This is a genomic window from Methylovorus glucosotrophus (assembly GCF_009858335.1).
GTDB lineage: Bacteria > Pseudomonadota > Gammaproteobacteria > Burkholderiales > Methylophilaceae > Methylovorus > Methylovorus glucosotrophus.
Map to the genome: position 1 here is coordinate 1,305,700 of NZ_VMSE01000001.1, position 24,718 is coordinate 1,330,417.

The 24,718-nt window shown below is 53.2% G+C and carries 27 protein-coding genes; all 27 read left to right on the plus strand.

Annotated features, from left to right (window positions below):
- The first annotated feature begins 30 nt into the window (after nt 1-30).
- The 27 genes from FNL37_RS13980 (at nt 31) to FNL37_RS06215 (ending at nt 24,630) form a co-directional block, all read left to right on the plus strand.
- The gene (locus tag FNL37_RS13980) at nt 31-348 is read left to right on the plus strand and encodes a hypothetical protein (RefSeq protein WP_244948216.1); all 318 of its coding nucleotides are present in this window, start codon (nt 31-33) and stop codon (nt 346-348) included.
- Between the two features lie 2 nt (nt 349-350).
- Nucleotides 351-842, plus strand: a complete 492-nt coding sequence (locus FNL37_RS06090) for a urate hydroxylase PuuD (protein WP_041362185.1) — start codon at nt 351-353, stop codon at nt 840-842.
- A gap of 66 nt (nt 843-908) precedes the next feature.
- A complete protein-coding gene (locus tag FNL37_RS06095; protein WP_159355531.1) occupies nt 909-2,090 on the plus strand; it encodes an aspartate aminotransferase family protein in 1,182 nt (393 codons plus the stop codon).
- An 18-nt stretch (nt 2,091-2,108) separates the two neighbouring features.
- Nucleotides 2,109-3,026, plus strand: a complete 918-nt coding sequence (gene argF / locus FNL37_RS06100) for an ornithine carbamoyltransferase (protein ID WP_013442402.1) — start codon at nt 2,109-2,111, stop codon at nt 3,024-3,026.
- A 12-nt stretch (nt 3,027-3,038) separates the two neighbouring features.
- On the plus strand, nt 3,039-3,347 hold the full coding sequence (locus FNL37_RS06105) for a hypothetical protein (RefSeq protein ID WP_015830227.1): 309 nt from the start codon (nt 3,039-3,041) through the stop codon (nt 3,345-3,347).
- Nucleotides 3,348-3,392: 45 nt separating this feature from the next.
- The gene (locus FNL37_RS06110; protein ID WP_159355532.1) at nt 3,393-4,616 is read left to right on the plus strand and encodes an argininosuccinate synthase; all 1,224 of its coding nucleotides are present in this window, start codon (nt 3,393-3,395) and stop codon (nt 4,614-4,616) included.
- Between the two features lie 13 nt (nt 4,617-4,629).
- Nucleotides 4,630-4,941, plus strand: coding sequence for a pyrimidine/purine nucleoside phosphorylase (gene ppnP / locus FNL37_RS06115; protein WP_013442399.1), 312 nt, complete (start codon nt 4,630-4,632; stop codon nt 4,939-4,941).
- A gap of 30 nt (nt 4,942-4,971) precedes the next feature.
- Entirely contained in the window at nt 4,972-5,439 is a 468-nt protein-coding gene (locus FNL37_RS06120) for a DinB family protein (protein WP_244948217.1), read from the plus strand.
- An 18-nt stretch (nt 5,440-5,457) separates the two neighbouring features.
- Nucleotides 5,458-5,952, plus strand: a complete 495-nt coding sequence (locus FNL37_RS06125; RefSeq protein ID WP_159355534.1) for a YajQ family cyclic di-GMP-binding protein — start codon at nt 5,458-5,460, stop codon at nt 5,950-5,952.
- A gap of 95 nt (nt 5,953-6,047) precedes the next feature.
- Complete coding sequence (gene leuC, locus FNL37_RS06130; protein WP_013442396.1) at nt 6,048-7,448, plus strand: 3-isopropylmalate dehydratase large subunit; 1,401 nt, start codon at nt 6,048-6,050, stop codon at nt 7,446-7,448.
- Nucleotides 7,449-7,542: 94 nt separating this feature from the next.
- Nucleotides 7,543-7,665, plus strand: a complete 123-nt coding sequence (locus FNL37_RS06135) for an entericidin A/B family lipoprotein (protein ID WP_013442395.1) — start codon at nt 7,543-7,545, stop codon at nt 7,663-7,665.
- Nucleotides 7,665-8,303 carry a 3-isopropylmalate dehydratase small subunit gene (leuD, locus tag FNL37_RS06140; protein WP_159355535.1) on the plus strand — a complete coding sequence of 213 codons (639 nt, stop codon included), beginning with the start codon at nt 7,665-7,667 and terminating at the stop codon, nt 8,301-8,303. The genes FNL37_RS06135 and leuD overlap by 1 nt, the downstream gene beginning before the upstream one ends.
- 35 nt (nt 8,304-8,338) lie before the next feature.
- Nucleotides 8,339-9,394 carry a 3-isopropylmalate dehydrogenase gene (leuB, locus tag FNL37_RS06145; RefSeq protein ID WP_159355536.1) on the plus strand — a complete coding sequence of 352 codons (1,056 nt, stop codon included), beginning with the start codon at nt 8,339-8,341 and terminating at the stop codon, nt 9,392-9,394.
- Between the two features lie 60 nt (nt 9,395-9,454).
- The gene (gene asd / locus FNL37_RS06150; protein WP_159355537.1) at nt 9,455-10,567 is read left to right on the plus strand and encodes an aspartate-semialdehyde dehydrogenase; all 1,113 of its coding nucleotides are present in this window, start codon (nt 9,455-9,457) and stop codon (nt 10,565-10,567) included.
- 144 nt (nt 10,568-10,711) lie between these two features.
- Nucleotides 10,712-13,912, plus strand: coding sequence for a motility hub landmark protein FimV (locus FNL37_RS06155; RefSeq protein ID WP_483403613.1), 3,201 nt, complete (start codon nt 10,712-10,714; stop codon nt 13,910-13,912).
- 112 nt (nt 13,913-14,024) lie between these two features.
- Nucleotides 14,025-14,810, plus strand: coding sequence for a tRNA pseudouridine(38-40) synthase TruA (gene truA / locus FNL37_RS06160; RefSeq protein WP_159355538.1), 786 nt, complete (start codon nt 14,025-14,027; stop codon nt 14,808-14,810).
- 93 nt (nt 14,811-14,903) lie between these two features.
- Nucleotides 14,904-15,527 carry a phosphoribosylanthranilate isomerase gene (locus tag FNL37_RS06165; protein ID WP_159355539.1) on the plus strand — a complete coding sequence of 208 codons (624 nt, stop codon included), beginning with the start codon at nt 14,904-14,906 and terminating at the stop codon, nt 15,525-15,527.
- On the plus strand, nt 15,514-16,716 hold the full coding sequence (gene trpB / locus FNL37_RS06170; RefSeq protein WP_013442388.1) for a tryptophan synthase subunit beta: 1,203 nt from the start codon (nt 15,514-15,516) through the stop codon (nt 16,714-16,716). Before FNL37_RS06165 ends, trpB begins: the two co-directional genes overlap by 14 nt.
- 25 nt (nt 16,717-16,741) lie before the next feature.
- The gene (gene trpA, locus FNL37_RS06175) at nt 16,742-17,542 is read left to right on the plus strand and encodes a tryptophan synthase subunit alpha (protein ID WP_013442387.1); all 801 of its coding nucleotides are present in this window, start codon (nt 16,742-16,744) and stop codon (nt 17,540-17,542) included.
- 12 nt (nt 17,543-17,554) lie between these two features.
- Nucleotides 17,555-18,421: an acetyl-CoA carboxylase, carboxyltransferase subunit beta gene (accD, locus tag FNL37_RS06180; protein WP_013442386.1), complete on the plus strand. Its 867-nt coding sequence runs from the start codon at nt 17,555-17,557 to the stop codon at nt 18,419-18,421.
- A 12-nt stretch (nt 18,422-18,433) separates the two neighbouring features.
- Nucleotides 18,434-19,726, plus strand: a complete 1,293-nt coding sequence (gene folC / locus FNL37_RS06185) for a bifunctional tetrahydrofolate synthase/dihydrofolate synthase (protein WP_159355540.1) — start codon at nt 18,434-18,436, stop codon at nt 19,724-19,726.
- Between the two features lie 12 nt (nt 19,727-19,738).
- On the plus strand, nt 19,739-20,482 hold the full coding sequence (locus FNL37_RS06190) for an SPOR domain-containing protein (protein ID WP_159355542.1): 744 nt from the start codon (nt 19,739-19,741) through the stop codon (nt 20,480-20,482).
- Nucleotides 20,483-20,495: 13 nt separating this feature from the next.
- Complete coding sequence (locus tag FNL37_RS06195) at nt 20,496-20,987, plus strand: CvpA family protein (RefSeq protein ID WP_013442383.1); 492 nt, start codon at nt 20,496-20,498, stop codon at nt 20,985-20,987.
- Nucleotides 20,988-21,057: 70 nt separating this feature from the next.
- Complete coding sequence (purF, locus tag FNL37_RS06200) at nt 21,058-22,596, plus strand: amidophosphoribosyltransferase (RefSeq protein WP_013442382.1); 1,539 nt, start codon at nt 21,058-21,060, stop codon at nt 22,594-22,596.
- A 211-nt stretch (nt 22,597-22,807) separates the two neighbouring features.
- Entirely contained in the window at nt 22,808-23,977 is a 1,170-nt protein-coding gene (locus FNL37_RS06205) for an O-succinylhomoserine sulfhydrylase (RefSeq protein ID WP_159355544.1), read from the plus strand.
- A 106-nt stretch (nt 23,978-24,083) separates the two neighbouring features.
- The gene (locus FNL37_RS06210; protein WP_015830211.1) at nt 24,084-24,368 is read left to right on the plus strand and encodes a sll1863 family stress response protein; all 285 of its coding nucleotides are present in this window, start codon (nt 24,084-24,086) and stop codon (nt 24,366-24,368) included.
- Between the two features lie 40 nt (nt 24,369-24,408).
- Entirely contained in the window at nt 24,409-24,630 is a 222-nt protein-coding gene (locus FNL37_RS06215; protein WP_015830210.1) for a hypothetical protein, read from the plus strand.
- The last annotated feature ends 88 nt before the right edge of the window (nt 24,631-24,718 follow it).

Sequence of the window (24,718 nt, forward strand, 5' to 3'; positions counted from 1 at the left end):
AGTGGTTGGAAGTGACTGATTGAATGCGAAATGCAGATAAAACGGCGGACTTGGGATTTTGCCCGAATGGGATATTTTTTCAAGCAGAATTTTACTTGCGGGGCAGATTGGGAGAGGGGATTTTTCTATGATAAAAATGCTGGTGCAAAGGCTCGGATGAGGCGTCAAATGTTGCTTAATCGGCTGTTTTGCGCTAACCTCAACACTCTTGATGTGCAACGATTTTTTACAGAGAAACGGCCAATGAAAAATCCCCTGGATTCGATTTCCGGCACCCTGATTTCAGGCGTGATCCTGACGCTGGTGCTGTATGTTTTTCTTAAAAACTTCATATTGGCCGGGGTGTGATCATGGATTTGATGCCAGGGTTCGCACGCTGGATACATGTATGGGCAGGCATTACGTGGGTCGGCCTGCTTTACTACTTTAATTTTGTGCAGGTGCCTGCGTTGAAAGACGCCACGGCCGATGGCACCGCAGCCGGTATCAGCAAGCATGTGGCGCCTCGAGCGCTGCTCTGGTTTCGATGGGCGGCCGTCGTCACGTGGGTTGCGGGTGCGGCACTGCTGGGCAAGGCGTTTGTTCCAGCGTTTACACTGCAGGCTGACTATGCGGCTATCGGTGTCGGGGCGTGGCTGGGCACGATCATGCTGTTTAATGTCTGGGTGCTGATCTGGCCTAACCAGAAAAAAATTCTGGGACTAGCCCCGGCAGATGATGCTGCCAAGGCCCGCGCACGGCGCGTTGCCTTTTTAGCGTCACGAACCAACACTATGCTGTCTGTCCCCATGATTTTTTTCATGACGAATGGACTGACGCACCGGGCTATTTTCGGGCTTTAGGATTTTTATATTGCTGCAAACGGCGGCATAGGCCGCCGTTTGTTTTTTTATAGATAGAGTTAAACAATGTCTCAACATTTGATGAATACCTATGCCAGGCAACCTGTCACCTTTGTGAAGGGGGAGGGCGTCTGGTTATACGATGCGCAGGGTAACCGCTATCTTGACGCTCTGGCTGGCGTGGCCGTGAATGGTCTCGGGCACGCGCATCCCCGCCTGGTAGCCGCCATTAGCGAGCAGGCGGGCAAGCTGATTCATGTTTCCAATATTTATCAAATTGCCGAGCAGGCCGCTCTGGCAGATAAAGTCTGCGAAATTGCTGGCATGGATCGTGTTTTCTTTTGCAATTCCGGTTGCGAGGCCAACGAAGCCGCCATCAAGCTGGCGCGTCTGCATGGCCACAACAATGGCATTGAAAACCCAGAAATCATCGTCATGGATAGGGCATTTCATGGCCGTACACTGGCGACCCTGTCTGCAACCGGCAACCGCAAAACCCAGGCAGGCTTTGAGCCGCTGGTGAGTGGCTTTGTGCGTGTGCCGTTTGACGATCTCGATGCCGTACGCCAAGTGGCAGAGCATAACCCCAATGTGGTGGCAATCCTGGTAGAGCCTGTGCAGGGCGAAGGCGGCATTAACGTACCGCGCGATGGCAAGGCCTATCTTGAGGGCTTGCGCGCGCTCTGTGATCAATACGGCTGGTTGCTGATGCTGGATGAAGTGCAGAGCGGCATAGGCCGCACGGGCACCTGGTTTGCATTTCAGCATACTGATATCAAGCCCGATGTCATGACGCTGGCCAAGGGCTTGGGGTCTGGCGTGCCGATCGGTGCATGTGTGGCCCGCGGGGCGGCGTCCGAAGTATTTACCTACGGCAAGCACGGTTCCACCTTTGGCGGCAATCCATTGGCAACGGCCGCGGGTCTGGCAACGCTCAACATCATTGAGCAAGATGGTTTGTGCGCCCACGCTGAAGAAATAGGCAACTGGATTTGCGATGCTTTCCGCGCCGAGTTTGCTGGCGTGAAGGGGGTAAGCACCATACGCAATGCAGGTCTGATGATTGGTATCGAGCTTGATCGTCCGTGCGGCGAGCTGGTCAAGCAGGCTCTGGAGCAACGTCTGCTGATCAATGTCACCGCGGAAAAGGTCGTGCGCTTGTTGCCGCCACTGGTCATCAATCAGGACGAAGCCCAACAACTGGTCAGCCAGCTCTCAGGTCTGATCAAGGCCTTTTTAGGTCAATAAAATAAAAGAAGTAAACTTATGGCTATCAAACACTTTTTACAATTCAAGGACTTGAACCGGGAAGAGTTGGATCATATCTTTGAACGTACGCGCTGGATCAAGCAGCAGTTCAAGGCTTATCAGCAATACTGGCCGCTGACTGACCGTACCCTGGTCATGATCTTCGAGAAAGCCAGTACACGTACACGTCTGTCGTTTGAGGCTGGCATGCAGCAACTTGGTGGTTCGGCTATCTACCTGAACACCCGTGATTCCCAGCTGGGGCGCGGTGAGCCAGTGGAAGATGCGGCGCAGGTCATTTCGCGCATGAGCGATATTGTGATGATCCGCACCTTTGAGCAGGAGATCATCGAGCGTTTTGCAGCTAATTCGCGCGTGCCGGTGATCAATGGCCTGACCAATGAATATCACCCATGCCAGATACTGGCCGATATTTTTACCTTTATTGAGCATCGTGGGCCTATCCAGGGCAAGACCGTGGCTTGGATAGGTGATTCCAACAATGTCTGCAATACCTGGCTGCAAGCTGCAGAGGTGCTGGATTTCAATGTGCATGTCTCTACGCCACCGGGTTACGAAGTCGAGCCTGAGCGTGCTGGCCTGTATGGGCATGAGCATTACGAGGAATTTACCGACCCGATGGAAGCTGCACGGGGAGCTGATCTGGTCACGACCGATGTCTGGACATCCATGGGCTTTGAGGCCGAAAACGAAGAGCGGATGCGCGATTTTGCTGATTGGCAGGTGGATGCGGACATGATGCGTGTGGCCAAGTCGGATGCCTTGTTTATGCATTGTTTACCGGCGCATCGTGGCGAAGAAGTAGCAGCAGAGGTGATTGATGGTCCGCATTCGGTGGTTTGGGATGAAGCGGAGAACCGCCTGCATGTGCAAAAGGCGCTGATGGAATATCTGCTGCTGGGCAAGGTGGCCTGATTTTAAATCAGTATGGATAAGAAGCCTGTTGAGCTTTCCCGCCATATCCTGCCGGTTGCCTCCACCATGGTGGGGGTCTGTGTCACCGTTATCTCGGTCATTCAGCTCGCACCAGACAAGGCGATATCCAGTTGGGCGGACAAGCTGTTGGCGGTGGATAGCCTGGCCTTCATGGCGAGCACGATGCTCTCTTATTGGTCCATTCGGCACAAAGATCATCTGCAGCGTATCGAGCGCTATGCCGATCGGCTGTTTCTGCTGGGGATGGCGCTGATGGTGTTTGTCAGCTTTCTGGTGGCGTTTGAGCTGTTCACTGATTAGTTTAAGATTTGAATATAAGCGTTTAAAAGATAACAGGAAAAAGTAATGAGCGATGTGAAAAAAGTAGTGTTGGCCTACTCGGGCGGATTAGACACCTCCGTCATCCTTAAATGGCTGCAGGATACCTACCAATGTGAAGTGGTGACGTTTACTGCTGACTTGGGCCAAGGCGAAGAGCTGGAGCCAGCACGCGAAAAAGCCAAGAAATTCGGCGTCAAGGAAATTTATATTGATGACCTGCGCGAAGAGTTCGTGCGCGATTTCGTATTCCCCATGTTCCGCGCCAATACTGTATATGAAGGCGAATATCTGCTCGGCACCTCCATCGCGCGTCCATTGATTGCCAAGCGTCTTATCGACATTGCCAATGAAACCGGTGCAGATGCCATTTCGCATGGCGCTACCGGCAAGGGCAATGACCAGGTGCGTTTTGAGTTGGGTGCCTATGCGCTCAAGCCTGGTGTCAAGGTTATCGCGCCATGGCGCGAGTGGGATTTGCTGTCCCGCGAAAAGCTGCTGGCCTATGCCGAGCAGCATGGTATCCCGGTAGAAATGAAGCACAAGCAGGGCGGTAGTCCATATTCCATGGATGCCAATCTCTTGCATATCTCTTACGAAGGTCGCCATCTGGAAAACCCGGCTGCTGAGGCAGAGGAAGACATGTGGCGCTGGACAGTTAGCCCGGAAAAAGCGCCGGATGCTGCCGAATATCTGGATGTGGAGTATGAGCGCGGCGATATCGTGGCGCTGAATGGCAAACGCCTCAAGGCGCATGAAGTGCTGGCTGAGCTCAATCGACTTGGTGGCAAGCACGGCATTGGCCGTCTGGACCTGGTGGAAAACCGCTATGTCGGCATGAAGTCGCGCGGCTGTTATGAAACGCCAGGCGGCACCATCATGCTGAAGGCGCACCGTGCGATTGAATCCATTACGCTGGATCGTGAAGTTGCGCATTTGAAGGACGACCTCATGCCGCGTTACGCCAGCCTGATTTATAACGGTTACTGGTGGAGCCCTGAGCGCATCGCCTTGCAGACCCTGATTGATCATACACAGCTGAATGTGAATGGCTGGGTGCGCCTCAAGCTTTACAAGGGCAACGTGATTGTGGTCGGCCGTGACAGCAAGACGGATTCACTGTTTGATTCCACCATCGCTACCTTTGAAGATGATGCGGGCGCCTACGACCAGAAGGATGCCGGTGGTTTCATCAAGCTGAATGCATTGCGCATGCGTATTGCTGCCAATTTACACAACAAGAAAAAGTAAACAGGAGAGTCTCATGGCCCAGTTCGATAATGTAAGCGTCAAGAAAAAAGCCAACGTGTATTTTGATGGCAAGTGTGTCAGCCATACCGTGATGTTTCCAAACGGTACGCGTTGTACCGTTGGCGTGATTTTCCCCAGCACGCTGACATTCAATACCGGCTCGCCAGAGCTGATGGAAATTAACGCGGGTGTTTGCAAAGTGCGCCTGAAAGGCGAAGAAGCCTGGAATACCTATCAGGCCGGTGAAAAATTCACCGTACCGGGCAATTCAAGCTTTGATATTGAAACGATTGAAACGCTGGATTACGTCTGCCATTTTGAGTAAGCCATGATAGATCGCGATTATGTGCGCTTGATGGCGCGCTATAACCGCTGGATGAATGGGAAACTGTATGCGGCTGCTGCGAGTCTTAACGAAGAGCAGCGGCAGCTGGATAAAGGGGCCTTTTTCAAGTCCCTGCATGGCACGTTGGCTCATTTGGTATGGGCTGATGATATCTGGCTGGCCAGGTTTGAGGCGAACGTACAGCGCTACAGCGATAAGGCCGACAACTTTGCTGCCTTAAGTGAACGTCGGCTGGTGCTGGATAATGCCATTCTGGCCTGGGCGACAAGCGTCAGCAATAACTGGCTGCAGGAAGAGTTGCGTTGGGATAGCGGTATTTATCAGCAGACCTTCAGTCGCCCCGCATGGATCACGGTATCGCACTTTTTCAATCATCAGACTCACCATCGCGGTCAGGCTACAACCTTGCTCATGCAGTTTGGAATCGATCCAGGCGTAACGGATCTGGCTTTTATGGATATGACGGAAACACAGTAAACAACAGGAACACACATCATGCCTACATTTGATATTTCTTCTGAAGTTGATATGGTCGCCTTGAAAAATGCCATTGATGTGGCAGGCCGCCAGATCACCAACCGCTATGACTTCAAGGGTACCAGCGCAGCGGTTGAGCTGAATGAAAAAGACTATCTGATCACCCTGCATGGTGACTCCGATTTTCAGCTGGATCAGATCAAGGATATCTTGCTGCCAGCCATGGAAAAGAAGGAAGCAGACAGTGCCAAGCGTCTGGATCATCAGGATGTGCAGAAAGTGTCGGGCAACAAGGTCAAGCAGGTGCTGAAAATCAAGGCGGGTATTGATACCGAGCTGGCCAAGAAAATCGTCAAGTTGCTGAAGGACAGCGGCCTGAAAGTGCAGGCCAGCATCCAGGGCGATACGGTACGCGTTACCGGCGCCAAGCGTGACGTGCTGCAGGATGCGATTGCCTTTGTCAAAAAATCGGTCACCGATTTTCCTCTGCAATTCGGCAACTTCAGGGATTAATGCCGCGATTTGCGGATACAGGAATAGCGGATACAGGAATATAAGATAGCCAACCGTTGGCAGTTGCCCGGTTTAGCAAATGGAAAGCATAAGAAATGGCAAAAACGCTTTACGATAAATTGTTCGATTCCCATGTGGTGCGCGAGGAAAACGGCACCGCATTGCTCTATATCGACCGTCATCTGGTGCATGAAGTAACCAGCCCTCAAGCCTTTGAAGGCCTGAAAATCGCCGGCCGCAAGCTTTGGCGTATCAATTCCGTGCTGGCAGTGCCTGATCACAATGTGCCGACGACCGATCGCTCGCATGGTATCGCTGACCCGATCTCACGTTTGCAGGTAGAAACACTGGACCAGAACTGTGTCGATTTCGGCGTGACGGAATTCAAGATGAATGACAAGCGTCAGGGGATCGTGCACGTCATCGGGCCTGAGCAGGGTGCTACCTTGCCTGGCATGACGGTTGTCTGCGGCGATTCCCACACAAGCACCCATGGCGCATTCGGCGCCTTGGCGCATGGTATCGGTACTTCTGAAGTCGAGCACGTCATGGCAACGCAATGCCTGGTGCAGAAAAAATCCAAGGCCATGCAGATTCTGGTCGAAGGCGAGCTTGGTCGTGGTGTAACCGCCAAAGACGTGGCGCTGGCCGTGATCGGTCGTATTGGTACCGCTGGCGGTACGGGTTACGCCATTGAATTTGCTGGCTCTGCCATTCGCTCGCTCAGTATGGAAGGGCGCATGACCCTGTGCAATATGGCCATCGAGGCGGGTGCCCGGGCCGGCATGGTGGCGGTGGATGACATTACCATCAACTACCTTAAGGGCCGTCCTTATGCGCCTACCGAAGCGCAGTGGGATGCTGCCGTGGCTTATTGGAAAACCTTGCATAGCGATGAGGGTGCCAAATTTGATGCCGTGGTCGAGCTCAAGGCCGAGGATATTCAACCACAAGTGACCTGGGGTACCTCGCCAGAAATGGTTACCGCCATCAATGGCCGCGTGCCGGATCCCGAGCAGGAGTCTGATCCTACCAAGCGTGGCGGGATTGAGCGCGCTCTGCAATACATGGGGCTGGAGGCGAATACGCCTATCGAAGCGATCAATATCGACAAGGTATTCATCGGCTCCTGCACCAATTCCCGTATTGAGGATTTGCGCGCTGCGGCCATGATCGCCAAGGGCAAGCGTGTGGCCTCTAATGTGAAGCTTGCCATGGTGGTGCCAGGCTCTGGCCTGGTAAAGGCGCAGGCTGAGCAGGAGGGGCTGGACCGCATTTTCCTGGATGCCGGTTTTGAGTGGCGCGAGCCAGGGTGCTCCATGTGCCTCGCCATGAATGCGGATCGTCTGGAACCCGGTGAGCGTTGCGCCTCTACCTCCAACCGCAATTTTGAAGGTCGGCAGGGTCAGGGTGGGCGCACGCATCTGGTAAGTCCTGAAATGGCGGCCGCTGCCGCTGTGGCAGGGCATTTTGTTGATGTCAGGACGATGCTGTAAAGCAACGCCTGTCGCATGCCATGCATGCACCTAAGAGTCAGCAGGCTTGGCCTGCGTTTTCACTGAGTGTAATTGAGAGCATAGGGGAACAGAGATGAAATGGATGACATGCATGGTCATGTTGGCACTGTTGAGCCTCACAGCCTGTAATACTGTTGAAGGCATGGGAAAAGATATTGAAAAGGCTGGCGAAGCCATCCAGAAAACGAGCAAGTAATGCAGGCATTTACCCAATTGAATGGAGTTGTGGCACCGTTGGATCGCGCGAACGTCGATACCGATGCCATCATTCCCAAGCAATTTCTGAAATCCATCAAACGTTCAGGGTTTGGCCCCAACGCGTTTGACGAGTGGCGCTACCTGGATCATGGCGAGCCCGGCATGGACAACAGCAAACGTCAGATCAATCCTGACTTCGTGCTGAACCAGCCTCGCTATCAAGGCGCGAGTATCCTGCTGACCCGCGAGAATTTCGGTTGCGGCTCCAGCCGGGAGCATGCTCCTTGGGCCCTGCTGGATTATGGTTTCCGCGCGATTATTGCGCCTAGCTATGCGGATATTTTCTTCAACAACTGCTTCAAGAATGGCATCTTGCCCATCATTCTGAGCGCGGATGTGGTGGACAGCCTGTTTCAGGCGGTGGAAGCTAATCAAGGCTACAAACTCACCGTGGATCTTGCGACCCAGACGGTGAATACGCCGGATGGCAAATCCTATGCGTTTGAGGTGGATGCATTCCGCAAGCATTGTCTGCTCAATGGCCTAGATGATATTGGCCTCACCTTGCAGCATGTGGACGATATCAAGACGTTTGAAACCAAGCATAAAGCAGCGCAACCTTGGCTGTTTAACTAACTTCTCATTCAAGAATCTTCAGGAAATCGCGGTATATGAAAATAGCAGTTTTGCCGGGTGACGGCATCGGTCCCGAAATTGTGGCGCAAGCGGTCAAGGTATTGAATGCCTTGAATATTGGCATTGAAATGCAGGAAGCGCCTATCGGTGGCGCTGGCTACGAGGCAGCTGGTGATCCATTGCCAGAAGCTACATTGGCGCTGGCAAAGTCCTCGGATGCCGTATTGCTTGGCGCTGTAGGTGACTGGAAATACGACAAACTGGAGCGTCATCTGCGTCCTGAGCGCGGCCTGTTGCGTATCCGCAAGGAACTGAACCTGTTTGCCAATCTGCGTCCGGCCTTGTTGTATCCCGAGCTGGCCTCGGCTTCTACATTGAAGCCTGAAGTCGTGGCCGGGCTGGATATCATGATCGTGCGTGAATTGACGGGTGATATTTACTTTGGTCAGCCACGTGGCATTTCCACACTGGAAAACGGCGAGCGTGAAGGCATCAATACCATGCGCTACAGCGAATCCGAAATTCGCCGTATTGCCCACGTTGCCTTTGGTATCGCCATGAAGCGCAACAAAAAGGTGTGCTCTGTGGATAAGGCCAATGTGCTTGAGACGACAGAGTTGTGGCGTCAGGTCATGATCGAAGTGGCGAAGGAGTACCCCGAGGTCGAGCTTAGCCATATGTATGTCGATAATGCTGCCATGCAGCTGATCCGTGCGCCCAAGCAGTTTGATGTGATGGTCACGGGGAATATTTTTGGTGACATTCTCTCTGATGAGGCATCCATGCTGACCGGCTCCATTGGCATGTTGCCATCCGCCTCGCTGGATCAGAACAACAAGGGTATGTATGAGCCAAGCCATGGCTCTGCGCCTGATATTGCCGGTAAGGATATTGCCAACCCTCTGGCGACGATTTTGTCGGCTGCCATGATGCTGCGTTATAGCTTCAATGATGAAGCCAATGCTACGCGTATCGAGAAAGCCGTTAAAAAAGCGCTGGCTGAAGGTTATCGTACAGCGGATATCTACACGGATGGATGCCGTAAGGTTGGCTGTGCTGCCATGGGCGATGCTGTGGTAGCCGCCTTGTAACTAGATCAAAAGCGGAAATTGACGGTCAATAAACCGGTTTTTTCGCTAAAGGAAATGCACATGTTAAGAGTAGGATTTGTCGGTTGGCGTGGCATGGTGGGTTCCGTGCTGATGCAACGTATGCGTGAAGAGCGCGACTTTGACCATATCGAGCCCGTATTTTTTACCACTTCCCAAACGGGAGGGCAGGGCCCGGACATTGGCAAGGATGTGCCGCCCTTGAAGGATGCCCGCGCCGTGGATCAGTTAAAGGCCATGGATGTGATCGTTTCCTGTCAGGGTGGCGATTACACAACCGAGATTTTTCCGAAACTGCGTGCCGACGGCTGGAGTGGACACTGGATCGACGCGGCATCTACCCTGCGCATGGAGCAGGATGCCGTGATTGTGCTCGACCCAGTCAATCTTGATGTGATCAAGAATGCCTTGGTGAGTGGCGGCAAGAACTGGATTGGTGGTAACTGCACGGTTTCTCTGATGCTGATGGCGCTGAACGGCTTGTTCCGTGAAAATCTGGTGGAATGGGCTACCTCCATGACCTATCAGGCAGCGAGTGGTGCAGGCGCGCAGAATATGCGTGAATTGCTAAAGCAGATGGGGGAGGCACATCGTGTGGCCAGTGACCTCTTGAATAATCCGGCTTCGGCTATTCTGGATATCGATCGTGAAGTTGCCGGTATTCTGCGCGACGAGCGTTTCCCTACCGATCATTTCGGCGTGCCGCTTGCTGGCAGCCTGATTCCCTGGATCGACAAGGATCTGGGCAACGGCCAGAGCAAGGAGGAGTGGAAGGGGCAGGCTGAAACCAACAAGATACTAGGACGGGAAGCAACCCCGGTGCCTATCGATGGCCTGTGCGTGCGAATCGGCGCTATGCGCTGTCACTCCCAGGCGCTGACCATCAAGCTCAAAAAGGATGTGCCACTGGATGACATCATCGGACTGCTTGACGGCGCAAACCCCTGGGCAAGCGTCATACCTAATGAGCGTGATATCACTATTCGGCAATTGACTCCGGCTGCCATTACCGGGACCTTGAAAACCCCCGTCGGACGATTGCGCAAGATGAGCATGGGCAATGAGTATTTGTCTGCATTTACCGTAGGCGATCAGCTATTGTGGGGCGCTGCTGAGCCTTTGCGTCGGATGCTGCGAATTCTGGTTAAACATTAAGGGTTTAAGCGCTCTGCTTTCGTCAGCAGAATGGACCATTTTTGGCAGTAATAAATAGCATGTAAATGTGATGTGAGCTGTCAGCTTGCAACTCTAAATGATTGATGTTAGCTTACAATCTAATACTGCAATAAGGGTGGAATAGTGCATAAGTCTAAACTAAAACGGATTTCGCTCGCGGTTTTCCTGGCGATAATTCCATGGACTGCTGATGCTGCCGGGCTGGGAAGATTGACGGTCGCATCAGGTCTTGGAGAACCGTTAAGTGCCGAAATCGAGTTGCTTGGAACCACCCAGGATGAACTCGAGTCTCTCTCCGCTGCCATCGCTCCAGAAGCTGCTTACGCTGTACAAGGTGTAGAGCGCACTCCTATTCAAAATGCCATCAAGATCAATGTCAGCAGGAAAGCCAACGGCACTGCTGTTCTAAGATTAAGCAGTAATCAGCCGATTACTGATCCGTTTGTCGATATGTTGATCCAGGTTGAGTGGGCGACGGGCCGTCTGGTGCGTGAGTACACCATGTTGCTGGATCCACCTGGCTATGCCACGCCTAATCCCAATAGCAACCTGCCCCAGGCTGCAGCACCAGCAAGCAATCCAGTTCCATCGGCTACTGCCCCGTCCGCGGTGGCTGCAGGTCCTGTGCGTCCAAGTGCAGACAGCGCTAGCGCCCCCCCTGCAAAGACAGCCAAACGCAATAATCGCAAACCCGCAGCGCCTGCTGAAAAGCCAGTGCCCGTGGAAAGTGAAAGCGCTGACAAGACACATACGACCAGTCGTGGCGATACCCTCAGCGCTATCGCGCGGAATGCTGATGTAGAAGGCGTCAGCCTGGATCAGATGCTGGTAGGTATCTATCGCGCAAACAAGCATGCGTTTGACGATAACAACATGAATCGCCTCAAGGTGGGGCAGATATTGCGCATTCCACCTACGCAAGAGGTGCAAGGCATCAGTAATGCCGAAGCGCGTCAGGAAATCCAGCTGCAGGCGGCTGATTGGAATGCCTACCGCAAACGTCTTGGCGAGTCTGTTGCTACGGCAAGTGCGGGTCGCGAAGGTGAGGGCAGCCAGTCCGCCAGTGGCAAGCTGACTTCGGCAGCGCAGGACAAGGCAGCTCAGTCGCAGTCTGGGTCACGCGATGTTGTTCGATTGTCCAAAGGCGAGGCCCCTGATAGTGCCGCTTCCCGTTCTGGTCAAGAAAAGCTTAATGCCTTGCAGGAAGAGGCGATAGCAAAAGAAAAAGCCTTGCAAGAGGCGAGCGATCGCGCTGCTGCTCTTGAGAAGCAAGTGCGTGATATGCAAAAGTTGCTTGAAATCAAAAATCAAGCCATGGCTGAACTGAAAGATAATGCAGCTAATCAGCTGCATAGCGCTAAAAATGGCGAGCAAAAAGCAGAGCCTGTTACGCCTGAAAAGCCTGCTCAAGCTGTTCCCGCAGTGAAGCCTGATAGTGGTGTGGTTAAAAAGGAAGAGGAAGCAACTTCTCCTGCGGTAAACCCCAAACCAAGTGTGACTCCTGCGCCAGTGCCGGATACTGAGTTGATTGCGGGTGTGGAGAATGAAAAGCTGATCCTATGGGGGGGTGCAGGTGCTGCATTACTCGCCCTGCTCGGTGGCTGGTTATATCTGCGTAACAAGCGTAAACGCAATTTGGATACGTTCGAGAAAGCGATCCTCACCTCCGGAGGCTTGAAGGCAAATACCGTTTTTGGCAGCACCCTGAGCAACAAGGTGGACTCCGGGGATACCTCATTCCTGACAGACTTTTCGCAAACGGGTGGTGGCATGATCGATACGCATGATGTCGATCCAATTGCCGAAGCCGAGGTTTACATGGCATATGGACGCGATGCGCAAGCCGAAGAGATTCTGCGTGATGCGATTGCCAAGGACCCTAAGCGTTACGAATTGCATCACAAGCTATTGGAGATGTATGCCGCTCGCAAGGACACCGCTGCATTTGAAACCCTGGCAGGTGAAATTTATGCCACGATAGGAGCAAGTGACCCGCAGTGGCGCAAAGTGGCGGAGCTGGGACGCAAGTTGGATAGCCAAAATCCCATCTATCAAGGCGGTGACGAAGGCCTGGGTCTGGATGATGATTTGGGCTTGGATGACGTGCCTTCGACGGCTAAACCTGATATTGCCAGTGGCATGGACTTTTCTCTGGATGATAATCTGGATGACAGGGCTGTCTCTGACGCTGAGTCTGCAGATGACGCCTCTTCTGATCTGGACTTTGGCCTCGGCGAAGATAAGCCTGCCAATGAGGCTGCCTCGGTGGAGGATGCTAATACGCTGGATTTCGTCGGATTCAATGTTAATTCTGGCGCCGACGAGAATGATGATCAAGACACAAGAAACAACGAGATAGCGTCATCTTCGGCAGCGGCCTCCATGATGGCGCCCACCATTATGGATGATCTGCCTGAGCCATACTCAGTCGATGAGGATGTGAACACACAGCTTGAGTCTGATAACCAGTCCTCCGATTCCAACGATCTTGATTTCCAGCTCAACTTGCCAGAATCCCCAGCGGCAAACACCATACAGATGGACATAGGCGAGTTCGGCAATACACTGCCTGGTTTGCCAGAGGAGGATGCATCATCCTCTGAGAATGCAAACGATACGCTTCCGACTACGTTTGATTTCGATTTGCCAGGATCGGATGCGGGTAACAGTGACTTCCCTGATCTTGTGTCATCTTCGCCTGCGTTCGACGAAGAACAGCTGCAGAGCTCAGAGGCGGATGAGCAGGGCGTTGCATTCCAAAATAGCGATGCCGCTGTGGAAGCCGATGTACCTTCCCCACCTGTCAGTGATGATTCATTGCCGCAGCCCAAACCATTTGTTCCTGACATCAGTCTGGACTTTGATACGCCTGAAAGCGAGCAGGATAAAAAAGTGTCTGACTCTGCCACCGCATCTGCAGGCGCTCTGCCTGATGCCTTCAATGAGGATCCGGTGGAAGAGATTGTGTTCGAGTCGCCATCCAGTGATGTCGATCTCGACTTTAATCTGGATAACCTGGCTGACGCGGAAGAGGATGTCGCGTTGCCTGATCTGAATACAAATTCCACGGAATCCATTGCGCCGGCAGAGGTGGATTTTTCAGATATCAGTCTGGATCTTAATGGCGCCAATGCTTCCGATGAGCCACCTGCGGCCATTGCGGCTGAATCTGCTGAAGTAGATACCAAGTTGGATCTGGTCACCGCCTATATGGATATGGGCGATAATGAAGGTGCCAAGGAGCTGCTTGAGGAAGTGCTTAGCGAGGGCGGCCCACAACAGCGGGCCCGAGCACAGGCCATTATCAATAGTCTGGGTGCTTAGCTGATATCTGCATTTAGTTGTGTAGTTGTGATAAAAAGCCGGATGATTTGATCCGGCTTTTTTCTTATACGATGGGAAGCTGACACGGGATATTGTGAATGGTGAGGTTTAAATGAGAGTTGCCCTTGGGCTAGAGTACGACGGTGCCCATTTTTGCGGCTGGCAAAGTCAGCCGGGGGGCTACGGAGTACAGGATGCACTGGAACGCGAGCTGGCCCGCATGGCTTGCCATCCGGTGCGGGTGATTGCGGCCGGGCGAACCGATACTGGGGTCCATGCCCTGGCCCAAGTGGTGCATTTTGAAACAACAACCGAGCGACCGCTGAATGCCTGGGTTCGTGGAGTAAACGCAGGCCTTCCCTCCAGTGTCAAAGTGTTATGGGCGCAGCAGGTGGACGATGAGTTTCATGCCCGATTTTCAGCCCGCCAACGGTATTACCAATATATTTTGTTTGACCAGGCGGTAGCACCAGCCATCCTTGCTGGCAAAGTTGGCTGGTTTCATCAGCCTCTGGATGTAGACGCCATGGCGGAGGCTGCTGCGCATTTGATTGGTGAACATGATTTCAGCGCTTTCCGTGCTGCTGAATGTCAGGCCAAATCTCCCATACGGACATTACAGCAGGCGGAGGTGCGTCGTGCAGGGCAGGCTATTCTGTTTGAGTTTAGCGGCAATGCATTTTTGCATCATCAGGTGCGTAACATGGTGGGCGCGCTGGTATATGTAGGCAAGGGGAGTCAGCCACCTGCGTTCATCCAGCAACTCCTGCAGAGTCATGACCGTCGTCTTGCTCCTCCAACATTCTCCCCGGATGGCTTGTATTTGAGTGGAGTAGGCTACGAATCGAGATGGGGGCTGCCCGATACCCGCCGCTATGTGCATTTGTCGTTGGTCTGAGGCTCTTTTCATATTGCCGCAATGTGACATGCGACAACGTTTCAGTTAACCTAGCGGTCTCAATCAATTCTGCTTTCATCAAAGAATCTCATCTTGCGTACCAGAGTCAAAATATGCGGCATTACCAGAGAGGAAGATGCCCTCACAGCAGTGCGGCATGGCGCTGATGCGGTTGGACTGGTGTTTGTTGAGGCTAGCCCCAGACATGTCAGCATTGCCCAGGCACAAGCCGCTATTCGTAGCTTGCCTCCATTTATTGCGGTGGTAGGTTTGTTTGTCGATGCCGAGCCCTCATTCATTGAACAAGTGCTAAAGGAAGTACGCCTGGATATGTTGCAATTTCACGGCGATGAGTCTCCTGAAGAATGCCAGCGTTATGCTCGGCCTTATATGAAGGCAATACGCGTCAGGCCGGACACAAATTTGCTACAATACGCCCTCGATTATCCACGGGCCAGCGCGCTGCTGTTGGACGCCCATGTTGAAGGCGTAGCGGGTGGAACGGGCCAGCGTTTTGACTGGTCGCTTATTCCCGCAGACTTGCCTATGCCCATTGTGCTGGCAGGTGGGCTGAATGCGGACAATGTGGCAGAAGCGATAAAACAGGTTCGACCATATGCCGTTGATGTGAGTGGTGGTGTCGAGTCCCAAAAAGGAATTAAGGATGCCGGCAAAATTGCCGCATTCATGCGAGGAGTTACAGATGCAGCTTTATGATATGCCTGACGACAGAGGCCATTTTGGTCCGTACGGCGGGATTTTTGTCGCAGAAACTCTGGTGGAAGCCCTGGAAGAATTGCGTGTCATGTATGAGCGCTTTCGCCATGACCCTGAATTTCTGGCCGAATTTGCACATGATCTGAAGTATTTTGTAGGCCGTCCAAGCCCTATCTACTACGCCAAGCGCTGGTCTGAACGCGTTGGCGGTGCTCGCATTTATCTCAAGCGGGAAGATCTGAACCACACTGGCGCCCATAAGGTGAATAACACCGTGGGGCAAGCACTCCTGGCAAAACGCATGGGCAAGCCACGCGTAATCGCTGAAACGGGGGCAGGGCAGCATGGCGTTGCGACGGCTACCATTGCAGCTCGTATGGGGCTGGAGTGTGTCGTGTACATGGGTTCTGAGGATGTGAAGCGCCAGGCTCCCAATGTCTATCGCATGAAGCTGTTGGGCGCGACCGTCGTGCCGGTGGAAAGTGGTTCAAAAACCCTCAAGGATGCGCTGAATGAAGCCATGCGCGACTGGGTAACCAACATCTCCAACACCTTTTACATTATTGGTACCGTGGCTGGCCCGCACCCTTATCCCATGATGGTACGGGATTTTCAGGCGGTGATTGGTGTAGAAGCCAAGCAGCAAATGCAGGAAATGATCGGGCGTCAGCCAGATGCGGTCGTGGCCTGTGTGGGCGGCGGTTCCAATGCCATGGGTATTTTCTACCCCTATATCAACGAAGAAAATGTGCGCCTGATCGGCGTTGAGGCAGCGGGCCTGGGTCTGGCAACAGGCAAACACGCCGCGCCACTGACAGCCAATAGCTCAGTCGGCGTATTGCATGGCAACCGTACTTATCTGATGCAGGACGAAGACGGTCAAATCATCGAAACGCATTCGATCTCTGCTGGCCTGGATTATCCAGGAGTGGGGCCTGAGCATGCATGGCTGAAAGACAGCAAGCGTGCTGAATACGTGGCCATTACCGATGATGAAGCCATGGCGGCTTTCCATAGTCTGTGCCGCACCGAAGGTATTATTCCTGCACTGGAATCCAGCCATGCGTTGGCGTATGCAGAAAAGATGGCGGCGACCATGTCTCCCGACCAGGTCATTCTGGTGAACCTCTCCGGTCGTGGCGATAAAGATATCAACACGGTGGCCGGTTTGTCTGGCATTACCCTTTAATCATCCAGTATTTAAGATCCCATTCATGTCTCGCATAAAAACCACGTTCGATCAGCTCAAACAGCAGGGAAAGAAAGCTCTGATCCCTTACATTACCGCTGGTGACCCTCATCCTGACCAAACCGTAAAGCTGTTACATGCCATGGTGGCAAACGGTGCCGATATGATTGAGCTCGGCGTGCCTTTTTCAGATCCCATGGCAGATGGTCCCGTTATTCAGCGCGCCAGCGAGCGCGCCTTGGTCCATCACGTTGGCCTCAGCCGCGTGCTCGACATCGTGCGTGAATTCCGTCAGCAGGATAATGTGACGCCTATCATACTGATGGGTTACGCTAATCCGGTTGAAGCAATGGGGCAGGAGAAGTTTTCTGACCGAGCCAAAGCCGCCGGTGTGGATGGTGTACTGACGGTGGATTATCCGCCTGAGGAATGCAAGGAATTCACCGCCCTGTTGCAGGCACGCGGCATTGACCCCATTTTTCTGTTATCACCGACCACCGAGCCTGCTCGTGTAGAGGTGATTGTGAACCAGGCCAGCGGCTTCGTTTACTATGTCTCCCTCAAGGGGGTGACGGGTGCTAAAAACCTCGATATTGAAGAGGTGGCGCAAAAAGTAGCTGAAATTCGAACCCTGACGGATTTGCCTGTAGGCGTAGGTTTTGGTGTGCGTGATGCGGCGACAGCAACGGCTGTGGCTGCGATTGGTGATGCTGTGGTGGTGGGCAGCCGTATGGTGCAGGCTGTGGAACAATCCAATGATCAAAATCTCGTTGATAACGTGGCTGCGCTGATGAAAGAATTGCGCATCGCGGTTGACGCTGCTTAAAAAGGACATGCCATGAGCTGGTTACAAAAACTACTTCCTCCCAAGATCAATCGCCCGACGGGCATTAATAAAAAAACCGTACCAGAAGGTCTCTGGAGCAAATGCCCTTCGTGTGAATCCGTGCTGTATCGGACGGATCTCGAAAAGAATGCTGAAGTTTGTCCCAAGTGCGGCTATCACAACCGTATTTCAGCGCGTGCCCGTTTGGCCATGCTGCTGGACGAGGAGGGGCGCTCCGAAATCGGCGCCGAAGTGCAGCCTGTAGACCCGCTGAAGTTCAAGGATAGCAAACGCTATGCTGACCGCATCAAGTCATCCCAGGCAGATGTGGGTGAAACCGATTCCCTGATCGTGTTGCAAGGCAGCATCAAGGCTGTTCCTGTGGTAGCCGCTGCGTTTGAGTTCAAGTTCATGGGTGGTTCCATGGGTTCGGTGGTGGGTGAGCGCTTTGTGCGCGGCGTCAACGCTGCCATTGAGCGTCGCTCGGCGTTCGTATGCATTTCCGCCAGTGGCGGCGCCCGTATGCAAGAAGGCCTGTTTTCACTGATGCAAATGGCGAAAACCAGCGCTGCCTTAACTGCGCTTGGCCGCGCCGGTTTGCCTTATATTTCAGTGTTGACGGATCCAACCATGGGTGGCGTTTCTGCCAGTTTTGCCATGCTGGGCGATGTGATTGTGGCCGAACCGCAGGCGCTGATTGGCTTTGCCGGTCCACGCGTGATCGAACAAACCGTTCGCGAAACCCTGCCTGAAGGTTTCCAGCGGGCGGAATTCCTGCTGGAACATGGCGCGGTGGATATCATTGTTGACCGCCGTGAAATGCGTGACAAGCTGGCCAACCTGATCAGTAGCATGACCAAATTACCTGCTGTTGCCTGATTCCATCGTATTGTGACTGATCTTTCAACGCCGCCTGACTCGTTGCAGGGCTGGCTGCAATACATTGAAGCGTTACATCCCAAGTCCATTGCCATGGGCCTGGAGCGTGTGCAGGCGGTGAGGCAGCGCCTTGATCTGCCCCTTGATTTCGTGGTCATTACTGTCGCCGGCACCAATGGCAAAGGATCCACCTGCGCCATGCTGGAGCAGGTCTATCTGCAGGCAGGCTATCGCGTAGGCTGTTATACATCCCCCCACATTCTGCGGTACAACGAGCGGGTTCGCATCATGGGCCGTGAGGCTGCGGATGCGGATCTTTGTGCTGCATTTGCCCGCGTTGAAGAGGCTCGTGGCGACACGGCATTGACGTACTTCGAGTTTGGTACCCTGGCCGCCTTGTGCTGTTTTTGTCAGCATGCACTGGATGTCGTGATTCTTGAAGTTGGTCTGGGCGGACGGCTTGATGCCGTGAATGTTGTCGATGCCGATGTTGCCATCGTTACCAGTATTGATCTGGATCATATGGATTATCTCGGCGATAACCGGGAAAGCATCGGTTTCGAGAAAGCTGGCGTCTATCGTGCTGGCCGTGCCGCCATTTGTGCAGATGCATCTCCGCCAGCAACCTTGCTGAAACACGCCGAGACCATCCAGGCTGAACTGCTCTGTATTCATCGTGATTTTCACTACCAGGTGCAATCTGGGCGCTGGCATTACCAGTGGGCGGATTTCACCTTGCATGACTTGCCTTTGCCAGCATTGGCAGGGGATTTTCAGCTTTCCAATGCTTCCGCTGTATTGACGGCGATTCAATCGCTGCATGACAAACTGCCGGTGAATGCTGAGGCAATTCACGCCGGCTTGCAGCATGTGAATCTCGCTGGGCGCTTTGACGTGCGACAGTCTGCACCCAGTGTCATTCTCGATGTGGCGCATAACCCTCATGCGGCTACTGCGCTGGCCTCCAACCTGAATGCACAGGCGAATGCCGGTCGAACCCTGGCGGTTTTTGCCATGCTGGCGGATAAGGATATCCCCGGTGTAGTAGCGGCCGTACACGCCACGGTGCATGCCTGGTATCTGGCAGATATTCCTCAGATTCGGGGTGCCAAAGCCATTCAACTGCAAGAAGCCGTGACCGAAATTGACCCCGACGTTCCTGTGCATGTATACCGAACGGTGGCAGAAGCCTACAGGCAAGCCTGTATAGATGCAGGCGAAAATGATAGAATTATTGTATTCGGATCATTTTTCACCGTGGCTGATGTCATGCAGCTTTTACCCGCGTCACCTGATAACCACTAGGATGTTTTACCCATGGCCTCTGATAATTTGAACGAGCAGGAAATTCAATTCAAGAAGCGTGCTCGTAGACGGCTGGTTGGTGCAGTTGCGCTCGTATTGCTGATGGTAACGGTCTTGCCCATGCTGCTTGATGATCGTGCCAGCAAGGCTCCACAACAAGAAATTGCCATTTCCATTCCTAGCCAGGATAGCGAATTTAACTCCAAGATTGTTCCGGTCAAGCCCGAAGCCACGGCGACTACCGAGCAATCCGGCTCTGCCATTCCAGAAGATCAACCCGTTACTGAACCTGAATCAACGGGCGAAATTGCACCGCTGTCCCCACCTATTGAGTCGCGTGCCGAGCCTGTTGCCCCAGCCAAGCCTGCAGCAGCCAAGCCTGCGGCTACTCCATCTCCTGTTAAAACAGCGCCTTCGACTGCAGTGGCAAAACCTTCCGAAGCCGTCAAACCTGCTGAAACCAAGCCTGCAGAAAGCAAACCCGTTGCCGCAGAGGTTGCGAGAAAAGATTCCTCTGAAAAAGTCGCAGGCTTTCTGGTGCAAGTCGGTGTGTTCTCCGATCCCGATAACGTGAAGCAGCTGCAACAGAAGCTGGCAGGCCTGGGCATTAAATCCAATACTGAAAAGCTGGATACCCCTAAAGGCCCTAAAATCCGGTTGCGCAGCCAGCTATATTCCACTCGTCCACAAGCCGAGCAGGCGCTGGACAAGATCAAGGGTGCAGGGTTGACCGGCATGGTGGTCACCAGCAAGTGAGGGGTTATCCCTTATGACAGTATTTGACTATGCCGTGCTCGGCATACTGGGGCTTTCGGTATTATTGAGCGTCATGCGCGGTTTTGTACGGGAAGTTCTGGCCCTGGCTGGTTGGGTAGCTGCTTTTTTCGTTGCCAAGCTTTACACCATGGAGCTGGCACCCTTATTACCTGAGGCAATTCCGTCAGAGGCCTTGCGTTTTCTGGCAGCGTTCCTCATATTGTTTTTAGCTACCTTGCTGTTATGCAGCCTGCTGGCTATTGTGCTGGGGCAATTATTCAAGACAGTCGGCCTCGGGTGGCTGGATCGCGCACTTGGCGCGGTATTTGGTTTGTTACGTGGTGTGCTGATATTGCTCGTGCTGGTTTTTCTGGCCGGCCTGACCAGCGTGCCCAAGGATGAAAGGTGGCGCAATGCGATGTTCAGTGCGCCATTGGAAGCCATGGTGGTCAGCTTGTTGCCATGGCTTCCGCAAGATATTACTAAGCATGTCAAGTACGATTGAAGAACCATTTGCGGTATACACAGTCGTACGCGCTTCATCGGAATTCTCGTTTTTTTAAGGTGCTCACTCCATGTGTGGAATCATAGGCGTTGTCGGTAAAAACCCGGTCAATCAGTTGCTTTACGACGGATTGCTGGTTCTGCAACACCGCGGGCAGGATGCGGCGGGTATTGTCACTTGCGATGGCAATACGTTCTACATGCACAAGAATAACGGCCTGGTGCAGGATGTTTTCCAGACGCGCCACATGCGCAGCCTGCAAGGCAATGCCGGTATCGCCCATGTGCGCTACCCCACGGCGGGTTCTTCATCAGCCGCCGAAGCCCAGCCTTTCTATGTGAACTCTCCTTTTGGCATCGTGCTGGGTCACAACGGTAACCTGACCAACTCCACGCAGCTGAAGGAAGAAATGTTCCGTCAGGATCTGCGCCACATCAACACGAGTTCCGATTCCGAAGTGCTGCTGAACGTGCTCGCTCATGAAATTGAGCACACCGCGCATAGCGCAGTGCTGAACAGTGACATGATCTTTGAAGCGGTCGCTGGCGTGCACAAGCGTTGCCTAGGTGCGTATGCCGTCGTGGCAATGGTGGCCAACTTTGGCCTGCTGGCTTTCCGTGATCCCAATGGGATTCGGCCTCTGGTCATCGGCAAGTCCGAAACAGAGAAGGGCGTTGAATACATCGTCGCTTCTGAAAGTGTGGCGCTGGATGTGCTGGGTTTCAAACTGGTACGCGATGTTGAGCCGGGCGAGGCTATTTTCATTGATATGGATGGCAATTTCTTCTCCCGCCAATGTGCTGAAAAGCCCAAACTCTCCCCTTGTATTTTTGAATATGTGTATCTGGCACGTCCTGACTCTGTTATCGACAAGGTATCTGTCTACCAGACTCGTCTGCATATGGGCGTTAGCCTTGCCAAGAAAATCGCCAAGGAGTGGGGTGATCTGCATATTGACGTGGTAATTCCTATCCCCGATACCAGTCGGCCCAGTGCCCTGCAATTGGCGAATGCCTTGAATCTCACCTACAGAGAAGGCTTTATCAAGAATCGCTATATTGGCCGTACCTTTATCATGCCAGGTCAGGCATTGCGCAAAAAATCCGTACGCCAGAAGCTGAATCCGATCGGCATGGAGTTCAAGGGCAAGAATGTATTGCTTGTGGATGACTCCATTGTGCGTGGCACCACCTCCAAGCAGATCGTGCAGATGGCCCGCGATGCAGGTGCCAATAAAGTGTATTTTGCCTCTGCTGCACCACCTGTACGTTTCCCTAACGTCTATGGCATTGATATGCCGACCCGCGATGAATTGCTAGCCACTGGCCGTACCGATCAGCAGATCTGCGAAGAAATTGGTGCGGATGCCTTGATTTATCAGGATCTGGATGCGCTGATTGAAGCCGTCCAATTAAGCAATCCGGACATCAAGATGTTTGATTGCTCCTGTTTTGATGGGAATTATGTCACTGGCGATATCGACGAAACGTACCTCAATAACGTTGAAAGTGCGCGTGGCGATAAGCTGGGTCACAAGAAGCCTGCTAACTCCAGCACCCAGTTGGACCTCAATCTGGTGACTATCAAGGAATACGAGGAAGCTGTATAGACATGAACCTGACAGCGGTGTTGGCCTTGACCACTACCGCTTGCAGGCATATCATGAACTTGCGCCGATTTGAGCTTAATTCATTTAACTCAGCTTGCGGGCGCCTTATAAATTCAGCTAAAGCGAGTGCATAAACCCGTTTTAGCGCCAGCTATCACGGGTTTTTTTATGCTCGGCGCTGGTTTGTTCTTGGCGTAGAAAGGAAATAACAATGACACAAGATTGGCATGCAGAAACCTTGGGGGTGCGTGCAGGCAGCGAGCACACGGAATTTGGTGAGAACTCCGAGGCTATATTTCTTACTTCCAGCTTTGTTTTTGAAAATGCAGCCCAGGCGGCTGCACGCTTTGGTGGGCAAGAGCCAGGCAATATCTATTCGCGGTTTACCAACCCCACCGTCACCATGTTTCAGAACAAGCTGGCAGCGCTGGAAGGCGCGGAGTTATGCGTAGCTACCTCGTCTGGCATGGCCGCTATTCTGGCAACCGTGATGGGCTTATGCTCGGCGGGCGATCATGTCGTAGCATCGCGCAGCATTTTTGGTACTTCGGTGCAATTGTTCAGCAATATCCTCAAACGCTGGGGGCTGGAGACTACCTTCGTTTCGCTGACCGAGCCGGATGAATGGCGTGCTGCCGTCAAGCCAAACACCAAATTGTTTTTTGTGGAAACGCCGTCTAACCCACTGACGGAAGTGTGCGACATTACTCTGCTGGCCGGGATCGCCCATGAAGCCGGAGCCTTGCTGGCCGTGGACAATTGTTTCTGCACGCCTGCCTTGCAGAAGCCTTTGGCGCTTGGGGCTGATATCGTGATTCACTCTGCTACCAAATACATAGACGGGCAGGGGCGTTGCTTGGGCGGTGCTGTGTTGGGGCGCCGTGATGTGCTGGAGCCGGTATATGGCTTCCTGCGTACCGCCGGTCCGACCATGAGTGCATTTAATGCCTGGGTATTTCTGAAAGGCCTGGAGACGCTGCATGTGCGCATGGCCGCCCACGTGCAAAATGCCCTGGCCCTCGCCACCTGGCTGGAGCAGCAACCGGCGGTTGCCCGGGTGTACTACCCTGGTCTGCCGTCGCATCCGCAGCATGCGCTGGCCATGCGCCAGCAAAGCGGTGGTGGTGCTATCGTGTCATTTGAACTCAAAGGTGGCAAGGATGCCGCCTGGGGCTTGATTGATGCTACCCGCCTAATTTCCATTACGGCCAACCTGGGGGATGCAAAAAGCACGATTACGCATCCTGCGACCACGACACACAGTCGCGTGAGTCCGGAAGCGCGCGCTGCCGCAGGCATTGGCGATGGACTGGTACGCATTGCCGTAGGTCTGGAACACATTGAGGACTTGAAGGCAGATCTTCTATTGCTAACGCGCTAGTCGGCGTGAATATTGGCAGATAGCCATATTGGCCCAGCACTTTTTTAATTGCCGTTAGTCACACAGTCGTAGGTTGGTATCCAATAACAATATGGGAGTCATTAGCATGAGTTTGAAAGACGAATATTTGGAAAAGCTGAAGCTGCAACTGGATGAGTGGTCAGCCGATATTGATGTGCTGGAAGCTAAGGCCCGCAAGGCTGAAGCGGAATTGCGGATCAAATATGAGCAGCAGATCGAGGCCTTGAAGGCAAAGCGTGAGGAAGCCAAGATCCGCGTTGGCGAGGTCAAGGAGTCCGCAGGCGAAGCTTGGCAGGAGCTGAAGAAGGGTGGCGATGCGGCATGGGAAAACATACGCAAAGCCTTTGAAGAAGCGCGCAAGAAGTTTTGAGGCAAGTCATTCCACGTTTAACTAGAAGAAAGGAATCCACATGAAATCCTCTGTCGTAGTTGGTCTGATATTGATTGCCTTGGGTGTAGCGGCGCTGGTGTATAAAAACATCAGCTACTCGTCCGAGGAGACCGTGATGCAGATTGGCCCCGTGAAGGCCACGGCTGAAACTGAAAAGAATATCCCCATCCCGAATGTGCTGGGTATTGTGGCGATAGTGGCTGGCGTCGTGGTGATTGCGGTAGGTGGTCGCGGCAAATAAGCTGCAGGGTTCTGTATCTTCAGGATGTGAAAAGCAAAAAGGGGCGGTTGCCCCTTTTTGCTTTTATGGCGGGCAGAGTATCTGCCCG